Origin of the sequence: Brevundimonas sp., assembly GCF_030704825.1 — a bacterium.
Taxonomy (GTDB): domain Bacteria; phylum Pseudomonadota; class Alphaproteobacteria; order Caulobacterales; family Caulobacteraceae; genus Brevundimonas.
Window position 1 is genome coordinate 71349 of the sequence record NZ_JAUYNX010000038.1, and the last position, 19920, is coordinate 91268.

Consider the following 19920-nt stretch of genomic DNA (forward strand, 5'->3'; position numbering starts at 1 on the left):
CCTCCCTCAGGCCTGGGGCTGGTTGTCGAGCGCGGGCTTGAGCACGCGGTAGTGGAGGCGGGCGTACCAGACGGTGGCGTCGATCAGCCACTTGGTCAGGACGGCCATCAGCCCGCCCATGAACAGGCCCAGACCCATCAGGCCGACGCCCATCAACAGGGCCGCCAGAACGCCGCCCGGGGCGCCGAGGAACGGGCCCGCCACCAGCACGAAGCCGCCGGCGATGAAGATGAAGACGCCGCAGATCAGCACGGACAGAACCGCACCGAATACCGGCAGGACGATCGGCAACAGGATCAGGATGTCGATGGCGCCCAGGCCGATCAGGCCGAAGACGGCGCCGGCCGCCGCCGAGGGATTCTGTTCCTGCGTCCAGCGCCGGGCGCCGGCCTCGGCGCGAAGCTCGCGGGCGAGCCGGTCGGGATCGCCCAGCGCCGCGGCGACCTCCGCCTCGGTCCGGCCGGCGGCGACGCCGTCCTCGAAATGCAGTTCGTAGTCCGAGGCGATCTCGGCGGCGGTCATCGTGGGCAGGCCCACGAGTCCGCGCCGCAACCGGCCCATGAATTCGTCGCGGGTCATTGGTCAGCTCCCTTGTCGGCAGGCTTGTCGGCGGTTCCGGGCGTTTCGGCCGGAGCGGCGAGAACGGATTCGACCGCGCGGGCGAAGGCGCGCCACTCGGTCGTCTGGACGTCGAGCGCCCGGCGGCCGGCGTCGGTCAGGCGATAGTATTTGCGCGACGGCCCCGAGGGCGATTCGACCAGATAGGTCTCGACCTGTCCGTCGGCCTGCATCCGCCGCATCAGCGGATAGATGGTGCCCTCGCCCATGTCGATCGCGACCGAAAGGGTGGAGGCGATCTCGTAGGCGTAGCTGTCGTGCCGGTTCAGCAGGGCCAGGACGCACAGCGTCAACACCCCCTTCTTCAGCTGTATCTCTATGGTTTCAGGCACTGCAGGCCCTCCTTGTGATGACGAAGACGTATCGCAAGGTATCTGTCCGTGCAAGGTAGCTGTCATAACATGACGCAGAATTAATCCGGGCGGCGATGGGTCTGCGGCGTTCAATCCGGCGGCAATCGCTTGGCAAGGGCGGGAGGGGGCGATATGGACCGCGCGAAGTACCGCTGCGGATCGCCGGATCCCGGCGCCTGTTTGCGATTCACTCGCAAGCGTCTGCGACGAAACGATTTTATGAGGATATCTCGCATGGGGATGGGCACGCGGGCCCGGGCGATCGTCGGCGGTGGTTTCACCGCCCTTTGCCTGGCCGTATTCTCCGCCACGCCGTCGTGGGCTGCGCCGCTGGTCGGCCAGCCCACCGACGGCGAAATGGGGCTGCAGCCCTCGGCCTCGCCGCTGAAGGTCGAGGCGACCTTCTTCCACGACGTCATCCTGATGCCGGTGATCACCTTCATCACCCTGCTGGTGCTGGGGCTGCTGATCTGGATCGTGATCCGCTACAACAAAAAGGCCAATCCGGTTCCGGCCAGGTGGAGCCACAACACCCTGGTGGAGGTGATCTGGACGGTCCTGCCGGTGCTGATCCTGGTCGGCATCTCCCTGTTCTCGTTCCGCCTGCTGTTCGCCTATCACGACATGCCGACGCCCGACCTGACGGTGAAGGCCACCGGCAACCAGTGGAACTGGAGCTATGAATATCCGGACCAGGGCATCGCGGAGTACGTCTCCAACATGCTGCCGGAAGAAGATGTCGCCTCGCGCGGCATGCCGCACAGCCTGTACCGTCTCGCCGCCGACGAGCCGATCGTGGTGCCGGTCGGCAAGACCGTACGGGTGCTGGTCACCGCGACCGACGTCATCCACGCCTTCGCCCTGCCGGCCTTCGGCCTGAAGACCGACGCTATTCCGGGGCGGGTCAACGAGACCTGGTTTCGCGCCGACCGCGTCGGCACCTTCTATGGCCAGTGCTCCGAACTGTGCGGCGTCGACCACGCCTTCATGCCGATCCAGATCAATGTGGTCACCCAGGCCGAGTTCGAAACCTGGGTCGCCTCCAAGGGCGGCTCCATGACCCCCCGCACGCCGGAACAGGCGCCCGGCGGCACGACCGCCCAGGTCGCCGCCGGCACCACCGGCGCCCCGACCGCGGCCGACGGCGCCGTCGCCGCCCCGACCTCCGTCCCGACGGTCGACCCCGCCGCCCCTGCCCAACCCGTCGCGCCCGCCACGGCTCCCGCCGTCGCCCCGGCCGCCCAGTAACGAACCGCGAGAGCCCCACAGATATGGCCACCGCAGCCGAAAACCTCGCTTATGACCACGACGGTCATGACGATCACGACCACAAGCCGGGCTTCTTCACCCGCTGGTTCCTGTCGACCAACCACAAGGACATCGGCACCCTGTACCTGCTGTTCGCCATCATGGCGGGCCTGGTCGGCGGCGCCCTGTCGGGCCTGATCCGCTGGGAACTGGCTGAACCGGGCATCCAGGTCTTCACGCAGGGCTCGTGGCTGGCCACGACCGGACTCGTGGAGGCCTCCAACCACGGCTACAACGTCGTGGTCACCGGCCACGCCCTGATCATGATCTTCTTCATGGTCATGCCGGCGATGATCGGCGGCTTCGGCAACTGGTTCGTGCCGATCATGATCGGCGCGCCGGACATGGCCTTCCCGCGCATGAACAACGTCTCGTTCTGGCTGCTGGTGGCGGCCTGGGTGCTGCTGATCCTGTCTATGTTCGTTCCGGGCGAGCCCGGCGGCGGCCTCGGCTTCGGCGGCGGCTGGACCATTTATCCTCCGCTGTCGACCAAGGGCCATCCGGGGCCGGCCATGGACCTGGCCATCTTCTCGCTGCACGTGGCGGGCGCCAGCTCGATCCTGGGCGCGATCAACTTCATCACCACCATCTTCAACATGCGCGCCCCGGGGATGACCCTGCACCGGATGCCGCTGTTCGCCTGGTCGGTGCTGATCACCGCCTTCCTGCTGCTGCTGTCGCTGCCCGTCCTGGCCGGCGCCATCACCATGCTGCTGGCCGACCGCAACTTCGGCACCAGCTTCTTCGACCCGGCCGGCGGCGGCGACCCGGTGATGTTCCAGCACCTGTTCTGGTTCTTCGGCCACCCCGAGGTCTACATCCTGATCCTGCCGGGCTTCGGCATCATCAGCCACATCGTCTCGACCTTCTCGAAGAAGCCCATCTTCGGCTACCTCGCCATGGCCTACGCCATGGTCGCCATCGGCTTCGTCGGCTTCATCGTCTGGGCGCACCACATGTACACGGTGGGCATGGGCGTGAACCTGCGCGCCTATTTCATCGCCGCGACCATGATCATCGCCGTGCCCACGGGCGTGAAGATCTTCAGCTGGATCGCGACCATGTGGGGCGGTTCGATCAGCTTCAAGACGCCCATGCTGTGGGCGATCGGCTTCATCTTCCTGTTCACCATCGGCGGCGTGACCGGCGTGGTGCTGTCCAACGCCGGCATCGATTACAGCCTGCACGACACCTATTACGTCGTGGCCCACTTCCACTACGTGCTGTCGCTGGGCGCCGTCTTCGCCATCTTCGGAGGCTTCTACTACTGGTACGAAAAGATGTTCGGGGTGAAATACAACGAGGCCCTGGGCTGCATCCATTTCTGGCTGATGTTCGTCGGGGTGAACCTGGTGTTCTTCCCGCAGCATTTCCTGGGCCTGCAGGGGATGCCGCGCCGGATCGTCGACTATGCCGACGGCTACACCCTGTGGAACCAGGTTTCGTCCTTCGGCTATGTGATCACCATCGCCGGCGTCGTGGTGTTCCTGATCATGCTGGCCGAATCGGCGATCCGTCGCCGGCCGGGCGTGGCCAATCCCTGGGGCGAGGGCGCCACCACCCTGGAATGGACCCTGTCCTCGCCGCCGCCGCACCACCAGTTCAACGAACTGCCGGTGGTCAAGAACGACGAGCACTAGACCGGTCCGCTTCGGACCAGACCAATCGGGGGCCGCTCTTTCAGATCGAAAGGGCGGCCTTCGAAGTTTTCAGACCGCGCGACTGCGCGACGCGCCATCCGGGCGCGGAAGAGACCGATGACTGAACCCGCCGCCCATCCCTCTCCTGCCGTCTCGACGGCCCAGCCGGAAGACTTCTTCCAGCTGCTGAAGCCGCGCGTCATGTCGCTGGTGGTCTTCACCGCCGTGACCGGTCTGGTGGCCGCCGGCGGCGACATCGACTGGATTTCGGCCGCCATCGCCATCCTGTGCATCGCCGTCGGCGCCGGGGCGGCGGGGGCCCTGAACATGGCGCTGGAAGGCGAGACCGACGCCCTGATGCGGCGCACGCGCGGACGACCCGTGGCGGCGGGGCGCGTGAACAGGAATGATGCGATGGCCTTCGGCGTCATCCTGTCGGTGTTCGCCGTCATGCTGCTGGGCATGACGACCAACTGGCTGGCCGGCGGCCTGCTGCTGATGACCATCCTCTACTATGCGGTCTTCTACACCCTGTTGCTGAAGCGGCGGACGCCCCAGAACATCGTCATCGGCGGCGCGGCGGGAGCCTTTCCTCCGGTGATCGGCTGGGCCGCGGCGACGGGGACGGCGCCGTGGCAGGCCTGGCTGCTGTTCGCCATCATCTTCCTGTGGACCCCGCCGCACAGCTGGGCCCTGGCCCTGTATTCGGCCGGCGACTACGCCCGGGCCGGCATTCCGATGATGCCGGTGGCGCGGGGAGCGAAAAGCACGCGGCTGCAAATCCTGATCTACAGCCTCGTCTTCGTGCCGGTCGCGATCGCCCCGGGCCTGCTGGGTTTCGGCGGAATCCTCTATCTGGCGGTGTCGATCGCCGGGGGCCTCGGCTTTCTGCTTCTCGCCGTCCGCCTGTGGCGCAGCCGCGCCGGCGACCAGCCGGACAAGGCCGAGGCCGTGGGACGAGAGGCCGCATTGTATGATGTCCGCGCCGAGGCCAAACCGGCGCGCAACCTGTTCGCCTTCTCGATCCTGTATCTTATGGCGCTGTTCGCCGCCTTGCTGGTCGAGAGCCTGACCGCCCTTCCCGGACTGTAAAGATCATGCGCCGTCTGACCCCCGAAGAACTGTCCGCCCGCAACAAGCGCAACCTCGCCATCGCCGGCGCCCTGGTGGCCTTCATCGTGCTGGTGTTCGCCGTCACCGTGCTGAACCTCAAGCGCAACATCGACGCCCGCAAGGACGCCATCGCGACCGGCCAGCCGGTCGAATACGCCCGGTGAAAAGGCCCACCGCCAACGCCGTCGCCGCCATCGTCTGCACGCTTGTCGTGATGGGCATGACCGGGGCCGCCTTCGCGGCCGTGCCGCTCTACCGCCTGTTCTGCCAGGTCACGGGCTTCGACGGGACGGTGAAACGCGCCGACAAGGCGCCGGACAGGCAGCTGGACCAGACGGTGCTGATCCGCTTCGACACCAATGTGCGCGGCCTGCCGATGATCTTCCGCGCCGAACAGATCAGCCAGCGGGTCCGCATCGGCGAGACCGGCATGGCCTTCTTCGACGTGACCAACACCTCGGACCAGCCGATCCACGCCACGGCGGCCTACAATGTCGTGCCGGAACGGGCCGGACCGTATTTCCAGAAGCTGCAGTGTTTCTGCTTCGAGGGGCAGACCATCCAGCCCGGCCAGACGATGAAATTCCCGGTGCAGTATTTCGTCGCCCCCGAGATGGCGACCGATCGCGAGAGCCGCGGCGTGGAAGAGATCACCCTCAGTTACACCTTCTATCCGAGCCGGGGCTTCGATCAGGCCTCAAACGCCGCCCAGACCACTGGCGCGGCGGGATAGCCGACGCTATAGCCTGCCCCTACGACTCTCGACTGTTGCAAGAGACCCCGATGGCCGACGCCCACGCCACTCCCCATCACGACTACCACCTGGTGAACCCCAGTCCGTGGCCGCTGATCGCCTCGATCGCCGTCACCACGATGATGGTCGGCGCCGTGGTGTGGATGAAGGGGATCGTCGGACCCGACGCCGGCCCGATCGCGGCCGCCCTTCTGTCGGACGGCCAGGCGGCCCTGTTCTTCGCGGGTCTCGCCGGCGTGCTGGTGTCCATGTTCGGCTGGTGGGCCGACGTGATCAAGGAAAGCCGCGGCGGCGACCACACCCCGGTCGTCTCGATCGGCCTGCGCTACGGCATGATGCTGTTCATCGCCTCGGAGGTGATGTTCTTCGCCGCCTTCTTCTGGATGTTCTTCGAGATGGCGGTCTTCAATGAAGCCCGCGCCCACATTCCGGAAGTGGGCAACTGGGCCGAGACCGCCGCCGCCTGGTCGACCTGGCCGCCCAAGGGCGTCGAGACGCTGGACGCCTGGCAGCTGCCGCTGCTGAACACCGTCATCCTGCTGCTGTCGGGCACCACGGTCACCTGGGCCCACCACGCGCTGCAGGTCGGCGACCGCAAGGCGGCGAAGACCGGCCTGCTGATCACCGTGCTTCTGGGCGTGCTGTTCACTGCGGTGCAGGCCTATGAGTACAACCACATCATCCACGAGAACCTGTTCTTCAACGAAGAGGCGGCCAGCTCCGGCCTGTACGGCTCGATCTTCTTCATGGCGACGGGCTTCCACGGCTTCCACGTCCTGATCGGCACCATCTTCCTGACCGTCTGCCTGCTGCGCCTGCTGGCCGGCCAGATGACGCCGCAGAAGCATTTCGGCTTCGAGGCCGCGGCCTGGTACTGGCATTTCGTGGACGTGGTCTGGCTGTTCCTGTTCGCCTTCGTCTACGTCACCTTCGGGTGACGGAGGGCCCCACCGGGCTTGAACTTCAACCGGCGCGGATCGATGCGATCCGCGCCGGTCTGCTTTGTCGCTGTCCCCGTTGCGGCAAGGGGCCGCTGTTCGCGGGCTTCCTCAAGGTGGTCGAGCGCTGCGCCGTCTGCGGTTTCGACTTCACCCGGCTGAACACCGGCGACGGCGCCGCCATCTTCATCATGCAGATCGCTGGCGGGATCGTGGTCTTCGGCGCCCTGTTCGTGCAGGTCGCGTACAATCCGCCGATCTGGGCCATGCTGGTCGTCGCCCTGCCGCTGGTCGCGGCGCTGTCGGTCGGGCTGATGCGGCCGGGCAAGGGCGTGATGATCGCCCTGCAGATGCGCAACAGGGCGGGGCAGGCGCGCCATGACGATTGAGGCGACGCGCGCCCGGTTCCCGTGGGGCCTGACGGTCGTCTGCGCCCTGGCCTTCGCCCTGCTGTGCGGCCTGGGGGTCTGGCAGGTCCAGCGCATGCAGTGGAAGAACGGCCTGATCGACCAGGCCGGGGCGGCGGCCGCCCTGCCGCCCGCACCCCTGGCCGACGTCCTGGCCCTGCACGAGCCGGCCTTCCGCAAGGTCCTGGTCGACTGCCCGGGACTGGCCACCGCGCCCTGGGTCGAGCTCCAGACCATCCATGAAGGCCAGTCTGGCGTTCGCCTCGTCTCGGCCTGCCGCCCGACCGACTTTCCGGCCGAATTCCTGATCGACCGGGGCTTCGTCGCCGACGGCGTCTCCGCCCGCCCGCCGGTCGCGGCCTCGACCGAGCCGTTCCGCGTGATCGCCGAGTTGCGCGAGGCGCCGCCGCCGGGACCGATGGCCCTGCCCGCGGACCACGGACGCTTCTTCGCCCGCGACAACGTCGGCATGGCGCAGGCGCTCGGTGTGGCCGATCCCGACCCCAACACCCTGTTCGCCCTGACCTCGTCCAATCCGGAGTGGCGGGCGCTGCAGCCGTCCGCCCCGCCCGCCGCCTTCTCGAACAACCATCTCGGCTACGCCCTGACCTGGTTCGGACTGGCGCTGGCGCTCGCCGGTTTCTACATCGTCCTGCTTCGTCGAAAGCCCCTCAAACAGCCTCGCTCCGCGAGCGAGGCGACAGGGAAAGAAGAAGACTCCTGACCGCCACCCTGCACACCCTGTCCAACGGCGTCCGCGTCGTCTGTGATCCCATGCCCGGCCTGCGCACCCTGGCCCTGACCGTCGCCGTGCGCGGCGGGGCGAAATGGGAGACCGAGGCCACCTCGGGCTGGTCCCACTGCCTCGAGCATCTGGTGTTCAAGGGCGCGGGCGACATGGACGCGCGCGAGATCGTCGAGCGAATCGAGGCCGAGGGCGGGTCCCTGAACGCCGCCACCGGCTATGAGCGGACCAGTTTCGAGGTGCGGGCGCTGCACGGCTCCCTGCCGCTGGCCATGCAGGTGGTGTCGGACCTGGTGTTCCGGCCCACGCTCGATCCCGAGGAGATCGAGCGCGAGAAGGACGTGGTGGCCCAGGAGATCGCCGAGGCCTTCGACACGCCGGACGATCACGTGTTCGAAATGGCCCAGACCCGGGCCTTCGAGGGCCAGCCCCTGGGACGGCCGATCCTGGGCTCGGTCGCCAGCCTGGAGCCGATCACCCGGGCCTCGATCGCCGACTGGCGGGCCCGGCTGTATTCGCCCGAGCGAATGGTGGTCGCGGTCTCGGGAGCGGTGGAGGAAGCCGAGCTTCTGGCCCTGGCGGAGCGCTGGTTCGGCGACCAGACGGCGACCCCGGCCGCCGAACCCGAAGCGCCCCGCTTCACCGGCGGCGCCGCCGCCCTGTCGCGGCGCATCGAACAGGCCAATATCGTCTTCCAGCTGCCGGCGCCCTCGTCGGCCGACCCGGCCTATGCGGCGGCGCGGTTGATGACCGAGATCCTCGGCGGCGGCATGGCTTCCCGGTTGTTCCAGAGCGCGCGCGAGGAGCGCGGACTGGCCTACGCCATCGATGCCTATCACGAGCCCTATGAGGACGCCGGCGTGCTCGGCATCTACGCCGGCGCCTCGGCCGACCGGGCGGTGGAACTGGCGCAGGTATGCGCGGCCGAGCTCAAGGCGTTGGCCAGGACCGGCCCGACGGCGGCCGAGCTGTCGCGGGCCAGGGCGGTGATGAACGCCGGCCTGTGGATGTCGGACGAAAGCCCGGCGGCGCGGGCGGGGCGGGTCGCCGCCCAGACGCTGCTCTTCGGCGCGCCGATCCCGTCGCAGACCATGGCCGAGCGGACCCTGGCGGTGACGGGCGAGGATGTGCGCGCGGCCGCGGCCGCCGCCCTCGCGCCCGGCCGGGCGGCGACGGCGGTGCTGGGACCCAAGACCGCGGCTCCGGCGGGCGCGGCCTTTCGCGACGCCCTTTTCGGCTGACCCCCGGGCCGCTATCCTCGCCCCCATGGCCCTGCTGGACTGGATCAACGAGGCGACGGGGCCTGTCGTAAAGGGTCGGGGGCTGATCCTGCGCCCGCCCCGCGCCTCCGACCACGAAGCCTGGGCCGCCCTGCGACAGGAATCCCACGCCTATCTCCAGCCCTGGGAGCCGCTGTGGCCCGAGGACGACCTGACCCGCGCGGCGTTCAGGCGCCGGCTGGCCATCTACGGTCGCGAGATGGAGGCGGGCAACGCTTGGCCTTTCTTCATCTTCGCCGATTCGGACCAGTCGCTCGTCGGGGCCATCACCCTGTCCAATATCCGGCGCGGCGTGGCGGAAACCGGCACCCTGGGCTACTGGATCGGCCGGCCCTTCGCCGGACGGGGGCACGGCACGGAGGCGGTCCGGGCCATGGTCAGCTACGCCTTCGACGACCTGAACCTGCACAGGGTCGAGGCGGCCTGCGTGCCGGACAACCTGGCCTCCCGGCGCGTGCTGGAAAAAGCGGGGTTCGCGCTGGAGGGACAGGCGCATGCTTATCTCAAAATTAACGGCGCATGGGCAGATCATCTGCTGTTCGGCGTCGTGAATGACGGAGCCGGGCGCGGCGGCTGATTCCGGTCGTCCTTTGGGGACCTTTCAGGCGTTTGAACACTCGCTCCAGAAGTCTGGCCTGGGACGCGACGACCGCCATCGAGGCGCTGGCCGCCGCCGACACCGCCCTGTGGATCTGGACCCCGTCGGATGACCAGATGCGGTTCACCGGCGCGACGCGGGCGCTCGGCCTCGGCCCGCTGGCGCCCGAGTGCTCCGGCGCGGCCTTCACGGCCGTGGCGGTTCCGCAGGACCGGTCGCTGGCGGAAAAGATTCTCAAGCCGCAGGAGGAGGGGACCGAGGTCGCCATCCGCCTGCGCATGCGCGACGCCGAAACCTGCATCTGGCGCGGCGTCTGGCTGGAAGACGGGCTGCGCGCCGCCGGCGTGGTGGCTCTGGAAACCAAGTTCGCGGCCTCGCACCGGGATCACCTGACCGGCCTGCTGGACCGCCGCACCTTCCTGACCCGGGCGGGCGAGACACTGACCCAGCCCGGCGACTATGAGTTGGTGGTGGCCGACGTCGATCGCCTTCGCCGGCTGAACGAGGCCCTCGGCCACGAGCGGACCGATCTGGTGCTGTCGGCGCTGGGGTCGCGCCTGAACGCCGCCTTCTCCCACGACGCCAACGCCGCCCGCATCGGCGAGGACGAGTTCGCGGTGCTGGCGCCGCGCGGGTCCGGCATGGTCGCCGAGCGGGTGCGCGAGGCGCTGGAACAGCCGCTGCGGGTCGCCGGCTTCGACATCTACCCCACCGTCTCGATCGGCTCGGCCCAGGCCGAGGGCGGACCCGACGCGCCCGATCCGGCCGAACTGCTGCGCCGGGTCGAGCTGGCCGTCGAACAGGCCAAGACCGCGGGGCGTGGCGGGGTGGCGGCCTATGGCCGGGCGCTGGAGAGCGACAGCCTGTCCCGGCTGGCCCTGGAGGCCGACCTGCGCAACGCCTTCGTGCGCGGCGAGATCGAGCCCTTCTACCAGCCCATCGTCAACCTGCTGACCGGCGCCGTGGCCGGGTTCGAGGCCCTGGCCCGCTGGCGCCATCCCAAGCGAGGCCTGGTGCCGCCCGACGAATTCCTCGGCCTGGCCGACGAAATGGGCCTGATGAACGACCTGGGCCTGCTGATGATGACCCAGTCGGCGCGCCAGCTGGCCGAATGGCTGGCGCGGCACCCGTCGGCGGGCAAGCTGTTCTGCAGCGTCAACCTGTCGGTGGGCGAGATCGAACGGGCCAATCTGGTCGAGGACGTGACCCGGATCATCGCCGACGCCGGCCTGCCCAAGGGGGCGCTGAAGCTGGAGGTCACCGAGGGCGACATCATGCGCGACACCACGCGCGCGGCCGAGACCCTGACCCGCCTGCGCGAGGCGGGAGCCTCGCTGGCGCTGGACGATTTCGGCACCGGCTTCTCGTCCCTGACCTGGCTGGCCAAGCTGCCGTTCGATACGCTGAAGATCGACCGCTATTTCGTTCTGACCATGGACAAGGACGAGGGCTCGGCCAAGATCGTCAAGTCGGTGGTCAACCTGGGCCGGGACTTGGCCCTCGAGGTCGTCGCCGAAGGCGTCGAGAACGCCGGCCTGGCCAAGCTGCTGCTCGACGCCCAGTGCCACTACGGCCAGGGCTTCGGCTACGCCCAGGCCCTGCCGGCCCAGGAGGCCGAGGTCTATCTGAACGAGTCGCTGGCGGACGGCACGGCCCCGATCAAGGCGCGGTCGGCGTAGGGGGGGCTTTGAGACCTGACGTCCGCTATGGGCGGGAAGCTAACATCATTGCCTGAAGCCGGTCCGTCACGGTCCGTGCGTCCTCTTGGACACCTATTAGCATCAACGCTGTCCGACCAGTGTCAGAGACCAGGTGTAGTTTGCCTCCTCGACCCAACTCGAAACGGACCACGGGTCCAAAGTCAGTCGGATAGAATGTCCGTCGGTAAAACACGCCCCGTGGGCATGAGATCAGAGCAGCGCCAGCTGTAAACCCGAGGACGCGAACCGCACTGTATGCGACGAGTAGTCCAGTGATTGTGAGGACTGCAGTCACCCCAATGTCCAGAGCAATCAGCCTCGTATCGCCGTCGAATGTGGGCGCGCGCCCTCGGGAAAAAAGCGGCCCGAACAGGTACCAAACCACGCAAAAACAGGCCACCAGGCCAACGATGTTCAAAACGGCCCATGTGACTATCAGACGTGGCCGATAGGTTGCGATTTTCGTCATAAGCGCCTGCCCTGCGGGCCCACCTCGCTTTAGCCCAAACCAAAGCGTCCGCTAAGGGGCGGCTGCGGTACCCCTCTACGCCCGCCCGCTCTGCCCCGACAGCTGCGCCGGATCGACGCCCAGCCCGGCCAGGGCCCGGCCCCATTTGCCGTCGTAGTCGGGATCGAAGATCAGCTCGGGATCGGCGTCGGCGGTGAGCCAGACGTTCTCGCCCAGCTCATCCTCCAGCTGGCCGCCGTCCCAGCCGGCGTAGCCGAGCAGGAGCACCGACCGGCGCGGGCCCGCCAGCGGGTCGATCATGGCCAGCAGCGCCTCGCGCGTGCCGGTCATGGCCAGGCCGTCGCCGAACGGCACGGAGGCGTCGTCGATCAGCCAGTCGTCGGTGTGCAGCACGAAGCCGCGTTCGCGCTCGACCGGCCCGCCGACCAGGACGGCGCGACCCGCGGCCGCGTCGGGGGCGGCGGTTTCCAGTTTCGCCAGAACCTTCTTCAGGTCCACGCCCGGCGCGGGCCGGTCCAGCCTCAGTCCCATGGCGTGATCGGGGCGGTGGGCGCAGATCAGGATGACGGCGTGCTCGAACCGCGGGTCGCTGATGCCGGGCATGGCCACCAGAAGCCGGCCGGCCAGGGATTGGAAATCGTCCATCTTCCTATCATCGGGACGCGGGCGGGCGGACGCAAGGCGGGTCATGGGGCGAAGCGCGGTTGGCGGCGCGGTCCGCAACCCCTATCTGGTCGGGGACGTTGCGTCCTCACACCTTCCCGGAGCCTGCCATGACCGTCCAGATCGGCGACCGCATCCCCTCGGCCAACCTGACCCGCGCCACCGACGACGGCCCCAGGCCGGTCACCACCGACGAGATCTTCGCCGGCAAGACCGTGGCCCTGTTCGCCGTGCCCGGCGCCTTCACCCCGACCTGTTCGGCGAAGCATCTGCCGGGCTTCAAGGACCTGCGCGAGGATCTGACCGGCAAGGGCGTCGACACGGTGGCCTGCGTCTCGGTCAACGACGCCTTCGTCATGGGCGCCTGGGCCGACAGCCAGGGCATCGGCAAGGACGACATCGTCATGCTGGGCGACGGCAACGGCGACTTCACCCGCCAGCTGGGTCTGTCCATGGACGCCAAGGGCTTCGGCATGGGCGAGCGCTCGCAGCGCTATTCGATGCTGGTCAAGGACGGCGTGGTCGAACAGTTGAACATCGAACAGCCGGGCGAGTTCAAGGTGTCCTCTGCCGAGCATCTGCTGGCGCAGCTTTAAGGGGCGCTATCGCTCGCGACGCGGTCGCTCGCTGCTTGAGCGCGGGGTTTGATTGGTGAGCACCGACGTCTTCACCCCCGAACAGCGCAGCGCGGTCATGCGCGCCGTGAAGGGCCGCGACACCACGCCTGAACTCGCCGTGCGCCGCATCCTGCGCGCGGCGGGGATCGGCTACCGGCTGGGCGGGCGCGGCCTGCCCGGGCGGCCCGATCTGGTCATGCAGGGGCGGCGCGTCGCGGTCTTCGTGCATGGCTGCTTCTGGCACGGGCACGACTGCCCGCGCGGCTCCCGTGAGCCCAAGGCCAACGCCGCCTACTGGCGCGCCAAGATCGCGCGCAACCGCGCACGCGACGAAACCAGCCGGCGGGCGCTGGAAGCCGACGGCTGGCGCGTCGTCACGGTCTGGGAGTGCGATATGAAGGCGGCCGGTTTCGCCGACCGTCTGGTCGCCGGGGTCCGGGGTCAGGCGGCGACGGTCTCGGCCCCCGCCTCGTCCGACTGAGCCATGGTCATCACATGGGTGATGGCGCCCAGCAGCATCGGCGGCGTGATCGGCTTGGGCACGAAATAGGTCATGCCTGCCGAGGTGCAGGCGGCGATGTCTTCCGGCGCTGTGTCGGCGGTGACGGCGATGATCGGCACGCCGGCGTTCGGCCCGTCTCCCGCGCGGATGCGGCGCGTGGTTTCGCGGCCGTCCAGTTCGGGCATCCGCACGTCCATGAAGATCAGATCGAAGGCGGTGTTCTCGCAAATCTTCAGCGCCGCCATGCCGTCGGCGGCGGTGGCGATGTCGCAGCCAAGGGGCTGCAGGATCAGCTGGATGGCGCGGCGGTTGATGTCGTGATCGTCGACGACCAGCACCCGCATGGGCCGACCCTCGTCATCGTCCATGTCCGCATCCGCCGCCGGCTCGGGCCCGGCGGACCCGGCGACGACCGGCTCGGGCGCGACTGGCGGCGCGGCCGCGACCAGCGACTGCGCCGCGGGGGAGGGGCTCGCGGGGCTGGAAGGGCGGTCGGACAGGGCGCGGGCGATGGCGTCCCGGCTTTCCTGGTCGAGTACGGTGGGCGCGGCCGTCACGGCCTCGCCCGCCTTGAGACGAAGCGCCAGCGTGAACTGGGCGCCGGCGCCGGGGCGGCTGCGGGCGGTCAGCTGGCCGCCCATCAGCTCGACCAGCTGACGGCTGATGGCCAGGCCCAGGCCAGTGCCGCCGTGCTGGGCGCTGACGCCCGCTATGGTCTGGTCGAAGGGGGTGAACAGACGCGCGACCTGGGCGGCGGTCATGCCGGGACCGGTGTCGGCCACCTCGATCAGCACCGCGTGGCCGCCGGGATCCTCGCTCCAGGCGTTGAGACGCAGGGTGATCGACCCGGTCTCGGTGAACTTCATGGCGTTGGAGATCAGGTTGTTCAGCACCTGGCGGACGCGCATCGGATCGCCGCGCACGCCGGTCGGTATGGACGCGGCCCCCTCGATCCTGAACTTCAGCCCCTTGGCGCGGACCGGACCGCGCCACAGCCGGGCGGTCTGGTTCAGCAGTTCGCGCAGATTGAAGTCGACCTCGTCCACGGTCATGTGGCCGGCGTCCAGCTTGGCATGGTCGAGCAGGTCGTCCAGCAAGGCCTTCATCATGAAGCCGGCGTCGGTGATCAGCTGGGCCTGCGATCGCCCCGCGGCGTCGGTCGCGCCGCGCTCCAGCCCGGCCGCGCCGGTCAGAATGGCGCTGATCGGCGTGCGCAGGTCATGGCCGATGGCGGCGAGGAAGGCGCTGCGGCCCTCCATGATGCGCTCGGCCTGGGCCCGCTTTTCCTCGGCCTCGACCCGGGCGGCGCTTTCCGCCAGCCGCGCCTCGTTCATGCGCTGCCAGGTCGAAAGGCAGTAGGTGATGAAGACGCCGACGGCGATGGCCGCCGCGGTGACGAAGCCGGGCGAGGCGCCATAGACGGCCATGAACACCGGCGTCGCCGCCAGATAGAGGAATTGCACCGACGCGGTCATCAGCATGACCGAGGTCGAACGCGGCGCATTGATCACCGCATAGATCGCGCCTGCTGACAGCAGCATGGAGGCGCAGATGCCGCCCATCGGTCCGCCGATCAGCCACATGGGGATCGACAGGCTGCCGAAATAGGCGGCGTTGACGGTCAGCACGATCCAGCCCAGGACCTGCCGCACGCCCTTCAGGCGATGGGCCTTGCCGCTGTTGATCGGGCCGAAAATCCACATGTCCAGAAGCTGGATGAAGAAATAGCCGATGACCCAGGCGGTGCTGAACGACCAGCCCAGCAAGGGACTGAAGATCAGGGCGCTGGCCGCGGCCATGCCGAGCCGCTGCAGCAGGGCCTTGCGCCGCTGGCGGATCGCGACGGCCCAGTCGCCGGGATCGGCGGCGGACGCGGCGGCGGGCATGTCGGCTGTGACGAACGCCATACGGCTCCCCGGGAACAGACGATTTCGCCCGTCCCGCCATCATGTCCTGCTTGCCCTAACGCTCCGTCAACGGGCGGTCGAAACCGCCTCGGCGACTGTGGAAAAGCCGTCGATGCGCAGGCGCTCGGCCAGGTCGCGCTTGATGCGGCCGATCAGGCCGGGCCCCTCGTAGACGAGGGCGGAATACAGCTGGACGGCGGAGGCCCCGGCGCGAATGCGGTCGTAGGCCTCGGCGCCGCTGTCGACGCCGCCGGCCGCGATCAGCGGCAGACGGCCGCCGGAGGCCTCGGCGGCGGCGCGCAGGGCGGCCATGGCCCGCCCCTTCAAAGGCGCGCCTGACAGGCCGCCCGCCTCGCCGCGATCGGGCGCGCGCAGGCTTTCGGGCCGATCCAGGGTGGTGTTTGACACGATCAGGGCGTCGATGCCGTGGTCCAGGCTGGCCTCGACGATCAGGGCGATCTCGGCGGCGGTCAGGTCCGGGGCGATCTTGAGGAAGACCGGGGTCGGATCCGTCCCCCGCGCCTCGGCCAGCCGGCCCAGCAGATCGTCCAGCGCGGCCCGCCCCTGCAGGGCGCGAAGGCCCGGCGTATTGGGCGAGGACACGTTGACGGTCACATAGTCGGCCAGGCCCTTCAGACGGATCAGCCCCGCGACATAGTCGGCTGCCTTGTCCTCCGTGTCCCTGTTGGCGCCGAGGTTGGCCCCGACGACGGCGTTTCGCGGTCGATCGGCCAGCCGGGCGGCGAACGCCTCGAGCCCGGCGTTGTTGAAACCCATCCGGTTGATGATCGCCCTGTCCTCGGTCAGGCGAAACAGCCGGGGCCTCGGATTGCCCGGCTGCTGCCGGGGCGTGACCGAGCCGCATTCGATGAAGCCGAATCCCAGCCTGGCCAGGCCGTGCAGGGCCTCGCCATTCTTGTCCAGGCCGGCGGCCAGGCCGACCGGATTGGGCAGGTCGAGACCGGCGACGGTCGTCCGCAGGATGGGGTCGTCCGGGCGCGCGGCGGGCAGGGGCAGGGTTCGCAGGGCGAGGAGGGCCAGGCCGTGGGCGGTTTCCGGATCCAGTCTGCGCAACAGGGCCGCGCCGAGATCGGTCAAGGCCATCCCGCGCCTCCATCGTCGAAACGCATGACGCCGGCGGCGTCGACCGACAGGCCGCGTTCGGCCGTCACCGCGGTCATCGGCAGGGCGGCGTGGAGGTGGGGAAACAGGGTCCCGCCGCGCGACGTCTCCCACTTCAGCGCCTGGCCCAGCGGCCGCAGCGCCACCTCGACCAGCAGGAGGCCGGATCGTCCCGCATAGTGTTTGCGAGCCGTCTCCGCCAGCTGCCCCGCCGTCGACATATGGATGTAGCCGTCGGCCAGATCGACGGCCGAACCTGCGTAGGCGCCGACGGCGCGCGCGGCGCTCCACTCGTCGCGATCGACCAGTTTGTAGGCGACGTCGCTCATTCGCCGCCAAGGTCGCGGGGCTGGACGAAGCCCTCGAAGGCGCAGCGGCCGGCCGCGTCGACGGTGAAGATCGCCGCCGCGCCGGGAGGGAATCCTCCGCTCATGCGGTCGAGCACCGATGGCGAGGCGGCGCTCTCGACCAGATATTCGACGGCCAGCAGGTGGATTCCCGGATTGTGCGCCACGACCATCAGGCAGCCGGCCTCGTCCTCGGCCGCCTCGACGAACCGGCGCAGCGTGTCGGCCCCGCCATTGTACAGCGGCTCGTCCTCGCGCACCTGGACGTCGCCGAAGGCGTCGTGCAGCAGTTCCCAGGTCTGGCGCGTGCGGGCGGCGGGCGACACCAGCGCCAGATCGGGATGCATTCCCCGCGCGGCGAGGGCCCGGCCCATGGCGGCGGCGTCCGTCCGCCCGCGCGCGGACAGGACGCGGTCGCGGTCGCGGCCGGAGCCGGCCGCCCGTTCCGCCTCGGCGTGGCGCATCAGGATCAGTCGCTGCATGGGCAGGGCTTTAAGGGCGTTCGCCGTTTCCTGCCAGATGCCGGGCGACCGGATCCGCGCGCCCGTCGCGCGTCGCCGGTTGCGGCTGGAGCGCCGGCGTCAGCACCGGCGCCGTGGCGACGGCGGTTCCGGGGCGGATGTGGGCATAGGCCTGCCGCGTGGCTTCCAGCAGAATGACGCCGGCCGCCCCCGGCAGCACCCGCTTGCCGATCTGTTCGAAGCCGTCGGCCAACGGCAACAGCGGTCCCCACGGCGGTACGTACAGGGTCTGGGACCAGGCCGTCGGCTCCAGTCCCGCGCCGCGCACCAGCCGCTCCAGCTGGCGTCGGGTGAAGGGGCGTCCATGACCGAAAGGCGTAGCCTCGACCCGCGACCACAGGCCGCCCCGCGCCGCGGCCACCAGGATGATCCGGCCCGCCGGCGACAGGGCCCGGACCGCCTCTATCATCAGCCCCTGGGCGTCGTCCGCCTCCTCCAGCGCGTGGACCAGCAGGATCCGGTCGAAGGCGCCGGCGGCGAAAGGCAGGCGGCGGTCGTCGACCAGCAGGCTTCGATTCTTGCCGGCGGAGGGCCAGGGTTCGACGCCCTGACCGCCGGGCATGGCCGCCACCACCCGACGCGCGCCGACGAAGGCGTCCAGCCAGGGCGTGGCGTAGCCGACGCCGAGAACATCGCTGTTCGTCGCCTCGCCCCAGGCGTCCTCCAGCCGACGCGCCAGCAGCCGACGCGCCAGCGCCCCGGCGGGCTCGCCGTAGAAGGTCCGGAGTTCCTCGATGCTGCGCCGCATGTCCCCACCATAGGCCCGGTCCGGGCCCGCTGCTAGAATGCGCGCATGACCCTGGATGTTCGCCTGTTTCCCTGCCTCCACGACAACTACGGCTTCCTGGTCCGGGACCGCGCTTCAGGCGTCGTCGCCACCGTGGACACGCCCGACGCCGCCGCCATTCTGGCCGAGCTGGAACGGAGCGGCTGGGGGCGGCTGGACCTGATCCTGAACACCCACTGGCACCCGGACCACACCCAGGGCAATGCGCGGCTGAAGGCCGAAACGGGCTGCGAGATCATCGGGCCCGAGGAGGTGCGCCGCGCCGCGCCGATCGACCGCGTCGTCGCCGGCGGCGACACCGTCATGCTGGGGGAAACGGCGCTGGAGGTCACGGACGCCCCCGGCCATACCCTCGGGCATATCGTCTATCGCTCGCCGGCGGACGCCCAGGCCTTCGTCGGCGACGTGCTGTTCGTCCTCGGCTGCGGGCGGCTGTTCGAAGGCACGCCGGCGCAGATGTGGAACAGTCTTCGGACCCTCGCGGCCTGGCCCGACGAGACCGTGGTCTGGTGCGCGCATGAATACACCGCGGCCAACGCCCGCTTCGCCCTGAGCCTCGACGACCGGCCCGAACTGGCGGCCCGGGCGGCCGATATCTTCGCGACGCGCGAACGCGGCCAGCCGACCGTTCCGACCACCATCGGCGCGGAAAAGGCGTTCAATCCCTTCCTGTGCGCCGGCGACGCCGACGCCTTCGCGGCTGTGCGGGCGGCCAAGGACGGCTTCACCGGCTAGGCGCTAGTCCTGCGGCAGGATGGTGCGGATGACCCGGGCCGACGACGGTCGACCCGCCATGCCCTCGTCCGGATTCACCACAACGGTCAGCTGGCCGCGCGCAAAGGTCACCGATGTGCGCTGACCCTCGATGATGGTGATGCTCCTGAGCTGGCCCAGGTGCTGGCGCGCCGTCGGCGACCGCGCGATCCGGATCACCGCGTCGGTGGTCACGATCAGCGCCTCGACGCAGAGCGCCTCGGACCGCTCGCCGCTCAGATTGATCTCGACCAGCCGGCCGAGGGCCTGGCTGATCATGGCGCTGCGGCGCTCCATCAGCTGGAAAAGCAGGAACGGCCCCAGGGTCGGCGGGGTCAGGCTCTGTCCCGGGCCCGCGAGGGACGCGGGCGAGCCGCCCGGCGCGCGGGCGGTGTAGACGGTCATGCCGCCGCCGGGGGTGACCCTCAGCAACTGGTCGCCGGCGTCGTTGCGATAGATGACGTCGCCACGCGGGGCGGCGGTCGGACGCAGGACCCAGGTCTCGTCGCGGCGGTCGAAGCGCAGCAGGGGACGCTGGCCGGAACGATCCAGGGTGAAGGCGTCTCCGGAATCGGCGACATAGCGCCCGGTCGGCGGCAGGGCGCGGGTCGGAACGCCGCGCTCGCGCAGGGCCTGGCTCTGTTCGGCCTGGGCGTTGCCGCGGTTCTGGGCCTGGGCTTCGGCGGGCATCGCGAGCAGGGACAGCGCCGCCGCCGCGAGGGCGATCGCCATCGCGGCCGGAAGCGGCGTTCGCGCCGTTCTGACCCTTGCCGTCAAC

General features: G+C 69.4%; 23 protein-coding genes. 14 read left to right on the forward strand and 9 right to left on the reverse strand.

Going from position 1 to position 19920, the window contains the following annotated elements; all coding sequences use genetic code 11:
* Positions 1-6 precede the first annotated feature (6 nt).
* Both Q8Q71_RS16460 and Q8Q71_RS16465 read right to left on the reverse strand, forming a co-directional pair.
* Positions 7-579 (reverse strand): DUF1700 domain-containing protein, encoded by a 573-nt coding sequence (locus tag Q8Q71_RS16460; RefSeq protein ID WP_305760677.1) that lies wholly within the window; start codon positions 577-579, stop codon positions 7-9.
* On the reverse strand, positions 576-950 hold the full coding sequence (locus tag Q8Q71_RS16465; protein ID WP_305760678.1) for a PadR family transcriptional regulator: 375 nt from the start codon (positions 948-950) through the stop codon (positions 576-578). The genes Q8Q71_RS16460 and Q8Q71_RS16465 overlap by 4 nt, the downstream gene beginning before the upstream one ends.
* A 255-nt stretch (positions 951-1205) precedes the next feature.
* Here Q8Q71_RS16465 and coxB point away from each other — a divergent pair, with 255 nt between their 5' ends.
* From coxB to Q8Q71_RS16520, 11 genes are all read left to right on the forward strand, one after another.
* Positions 1206-2219, forward strand: coding sequence for a cytochrome c oxidase subunit II (coxB, locus tag Q8Q71_RS16470; protein ID WP_305760679.1), 1014 nt, complete (start codon positions 1206-1208; stop codon positions 2217-2219).
* 23 nt (positions 2220-2242) lie between these two features.
* Positions 2243-3919, forward strand: coding sequence for a cytochrome c oxidase subunit I (ctaD, locus tag Q8Q71_RS16475; RefSeq protein ID WP_305760680.1), 1677 nt, complete (start codon positions 2243-2245; stop codon positions 3917-3919).
* Positions 3920-4036: 117 nt separating this feature from the next.
* Positions 4037-5011 carry a heme o synthase gene (locus Q8Q71_RS16480; protein ID WP_305760681.1) on the forward strand — a complete coding sequence of 325 codons (975 nt, stop codon included), beginning with the start codon at positions 4037-4039 and terminating at the stop codon, positions 5009-5011.
* 5 nt (positions 5012-5016) lie between these two features.
* On the forward strand, positions 5017-5196 hold the full coding sequence (locus Q8Q71_RS16485) for a hypothetical protein (RefSeq protein WP_305760682.1): 180 nt from the start codon (positions 5017-5019) through the stop codon (positions 5194-5196).
* 50 nt (positions 5197-5246) lie between these two features.
* Positions 5247-5765 (forward strand): cytochrome c oxidase assembly protein, encoded by a 519-nt coding sequence (locus tag Q8Q71_RS16490; RefSeq protein WP_371315977.1) that lies wholly within the window; start codon positions 5247-5249, stop codon positions 5763-5765.
* 50 nt (positions 5766-5815) lie between these two features.
* A complete protein-coding gene (locus tag Q8Q71_RS16495) occupies positions 5816-6724 on the forward strand; it encodes a cytochrome c oxidase subunit 3 (protein ID WP_305760684.1) in 909 nt (302 codons plus the stop codon).
* Positions 6721-7113 (forward strand): DUF983 domain-containing protein, encoded by a 393-nt coding sequence (locus Q8Q71_RS16500; protein ID WP_305760685.1) that lies wholly within the window; start codon positions 6721-6723, stop codon positions 7111-7113. The genes Q8Q71_RS16495 and Q8Q71_RS16500 overlap by 4 nt, the downstream gene beginning before the upstream one ends.
* Positions 7103-7855 carry an SURF1 family protein gene (locus Q8Q71_RS16505; RefSeq protein ID WP_305760686.1) on the forward strand — a complete coding sequence of 251 codons (753 nt, stop codon included), beginning with the start codon at positions 7103-7105 and terminating at the stop codon, positions 7853-7855. Before Q8Q71_RS16500 ends, Q8Q71_RS16505 begins: the two co-directional genes overlap by 11 nt.
* 50 nt (positions 7856-7905) lie before the next feature.
* The gene (locus tag Q8Q71_RS16510) at positions 7906-9117 is read left to right on the forward strand and encodes a pitrilysin family protein (protein ID WP_305760687.1); all 1212 of its coding nucleotides are present in this window, start codon (positions 7906-7908) and stop codon (positions 9115-9117) included.
* 25 nt (positions 9118-9142) lie between these two features.
* Positions 9143-9733 carry a GNAT family N-acetyltransferase gene (locus tag Q8Q71_RS16515; protein WP_305760688.1) on the forward strand — a complete coding sequence of 197 codons (591 nt, stop codon included), beginning with the start codon at positions 9143-9145 and terminating at the stop codon, positions 9731-9733.
* Positions 9734-9765: 32 nt separating this feature from the next.
* Positions 9766-11433 (forward strand): bifunctional diguanylate cyclase/phosphodiesterase, encoded by a 1668-nt coding sequence (locus tag Q8Q71_RS16520; protein ID WP_305760689.1) that lies wholly within the window; start codon positions 9766-9768, stop codon positions 11431-11433.
* 565 nt (positions 11434-11998) lie between these two features.
* Here Q8Q71_RS16520 and Q8Q71_RS16525 read toward each other — a convergent pair.
* Complete coding sequence (locus tag Q8Q71_RS16525) at positions 11999-12568, reverse strand: YqgE/AlgH family protein (protein ID WP_305760690.1); 570 nt, start codon at positions 12566-12568, stop codon at positions 11999-12001.
* A 128-nt stretch (positions 12569-12696) separates the two neighbouring features.
* On the opposite strand from Q8Q71_RS16525, the gene Q8Q71_RS16530 reads away from it, so the two are divergent.
* Both Q8Q71_RS16530 and Q8Q71_RS16535 read left to right on the forward strand, forming a co-directional pair.
* Complete coding sequence (locus Q8Q71_RS16530; protein WP_305760691.1) at positions 12697-13182, forward strand: peroxiredoxin; 486 nt, start codon at positions 12697-12699, stop codon at positions 13180-13182.
* A 55-nt stretch (positions 13183-13237) separates the two neighbouring features.
* On the forward strand, positions 13238-13684 hold the full coding sequence (locus tag Q8Q71_RS16535) for a very short patch repair endonuclease (RefSeq protein ID WP_305760692.1): 447 nt from the start codon (positions 13238-13240) through the stop codon (positions 13682-13684).
* On the opposite strand, the gene Q8Q71_RS16540 is transcribed toward Q8Q71_RS16535, so the two are convergent.
* From Q8Q71_RS16540 to Q8Q71_RS16560, 5 genes are all read right to left on the reverse strand, one after another.
* On the reverse strand, positions 13645-15612 hold the full coding sequence (locus Q8Q71_RS16540) for an ATP-binding protein (protein WP_305760693.1): 1968 nt from the start codon (positions 15610-15612) through the stop codon (positions 13645-13647). The two genes, Q8Q71_RS16535 and Q8Q71_RS16540, sit on opposite strands and share 40 nt — an antisense overlap.
* Positions 15613-15678: 66 nt before the next feature.
* Complete coding sequence (locus tag Q8Q71_RS16545) at positions 15679-16716, reverse strand: quinone-dependent dihydroorotate dehydrogenase (protein WP_305760694.1); 1038 nt, start codon at positions 16714-16716, stop codon at positions 15679-15681.
* Positions 16707-17063, reverse strand: coding sequence for a DUF952 domain-containing protein (locus Q8Q71_RS16550; RefSeq protein WP_305760695.1), 357 nt, complete (start codon positions 17061-17063; stop codon positions 16707-16709). The genes Q8Q71_RS16545 and Q8Q71_RS16550 overlap by 10 nt, the downstream gene beginning before the upstream one ends.
* Entirely contained in the window at positions 17060-17563 is a 504-nt protein-coding gene (locus tag Q8Q71_RS16555) for a histidine phosphatase family protein (protein WP_305760696.1), read from the reverse strand. The genes Q8Q71_RS16550 and Q8Q71_RS16555 overlap by 4 nt, the downstream gene beginning before the upstream one ends.
* Positions 17564-17573: 10 nt before the next feature.
* Positions 17574-18350, reverse strand: coding sequence for a class I SAM-dependent methyltransferase (locus tag Q8Q71_RS16560; protein ID WP_305760697.1), 777 nt, complete (start codon positions 18348-18350; stop codon positions 17574-17576).
* 45 nt (positions 18351-18395) lie between these two features.
* Here Q8Q71_RS16560 and gloB point away from each other — a divergent pair, with 45 nt between their 5' ends.
* Complete coding sequence (gene gloB, locus Q8Q71_RS16565; RefSeq protein WP_305760698.1) at positions 18396-19124, forward strand: hydroxyacylglutathione hydrolase; 729 nt, start codon at positions 18396-18398, stop codon at positions 19122-19124.
* Positions 19125-19127: 3 nt separating this feature from the next.
* Here gloB and Q8Q71_RS16570 read toward each other — a convergent pair whose 3' ends face one another.
* On the reverse strand, positions 19128-19874 hold the full coding sequence (locus Q8Q71_RS16570) for a DUF4908 domain-containing protein (protein WP_305760699.1): 747 nt from the start codon (positions 19872-19874) through the stop codon (positions 19128-19130).
* Positions 19875-19920 lie beyond the last annotated feature (46 nt).

Excerpts from the sequence above, each read along its gene's own strand:
- Q8Q71_RS16510 (WP_305760687.1), top strand. The coding sequence starts at position 7,906 with ATGCCCGGCCTGCGCACCCTGGCCCTGACCGTCGCCGTGCGCGGCGGG.
- Q8Q71_RS16525 (WP_305760690.1), bottom strand. The coding sequence starts at position 12,568 with ATGGACGATTTCCAATCCCTGGCCGGCCGGCTTCTGGTGGCCATGCCC.
- gloB (WP_305760698.1), top strand. The coding sequence starts at position 18,396 with ATGACCCTGGATGTTCGCCTGTTTCCCTGCCTCCACGACAACTACGGC.
- Q8Q71_RS16515 (WP_305760688.1), top strand. The coding sequence starts at position 9,143 with ATGGCCCTGCTGGACTGGATCAACGAGGCGACGGGGCCTGTCGTAAAG.
- Q8Q71_RS16555 (WP_305760696.1), bottom strand. The coding sequence starts at position 17,563 with ATGCAGCGACTGATCCTGATGCGCCACGCCGAGGCGGAACGGGCGGCC.
- Q8Q71_RS16480 (WP_305760681.1), top strand. The coding sequence starts at position 4,037 with ATGACTGAACCCGCCGCCCATCCCTCTCCTGCCGTCTCGACGGCCCAG.
- Q8Q71_RS16490 (WP_371315977.1), top strand. The coding sequence starts at position 5,247 with ATGGGCATGACCGGGGCCGCCTTCGCGGCCGTGCCGCTCTACCGCCTG.
- Q8Q71_RS16560 (WP_305760697.1), bottom strand. The coding sequence starts at position 18,350 with ATGCGGCGCAGCATCGAGGAACTCCGGACCTTCTACGGCGAGCCCGCC.
- Q8Q71_RS16540 (WP_305760693.1), bottom strand. The coding sequence starts at position 15,612 with ATGGCGTTCGTCACAGCCGACATGCCCGCCGCCGCGTCCGCCGCCGAT.
- coxB (WP_305760679.1), top strand. The coding sequence starts at position 1,206 with ATGGGGATGGGCACGCGGGCCCGGGCGATCGTCGGCGGTGGTTTCACC.
- Q8Q71_RS16550 (WP_305760695.1), bottom strand. The coding sequence starts at position 17,063 with ATGAGCGACGTCGCCTACAAACTGGTCGATCGCGACGAGTGGAGCGCC.
- Q8Q71_RS16570 (WP_305760699.1), bottom strand. The coding sequence starts at position 19,874 with ATGGCGATCGCCCTCGCGGCGGCGGCGCTGTCCCTGCTCGCGATGCCC.
- Q8Q71_RS16545 (WP_305760694.1), bottom strand. The coding sequence starts at position 16,716 with ATGGCCTTGACCGATCTCGGCGCGGCCCTGTTGCGCAGACTGGATCCG.
- Q8Q71_RS16460 (WP_305760677.1), bottom strand. The coding sequence starts at position 579 with ATGACCCGCGACGAATTCATGGGCCGGTTGCGGCGCGGACTCGTGGGC.
- Q8Q71_RS16530 (WP_305760691.1), top strand. The coding sequence starts at position 12,697 with ATGACCGTCCAGATCGGCGACCGCATCCCCTCGGCCAACCTGACCCGC.
- Q8Q71_RS16485 (WP_305760682.1), top strand. The coding sequence starts at position 5,017 with ATGCGCCGTCTGACCCCCGAAGAACTGTCCGCCCGCAACAAGCGCAAC.
- Q8Q71_RS16505 (WP_305760686.1), top strand. The coding sequence starts at position 7,103 with ATGACGATTGAGGCGACGCGCGCCCGGTTCCCGTGGGGCCTGACGGTC.
- ctaD (WP_305760680.1), top strand. The coding sequence starts at position 2,243 with ATGGCCACCGCAGCCGAAAACCTCGCTTATGACCACGACGGTCATGAC.
- Q8Q71_RS16495 (WP_305760684.1), top strand. The coding sequence starts at position 5,816 with ATGGCCGACGCCCACGCCACTCCCCATCACGACTACCACCTGGTGAAC.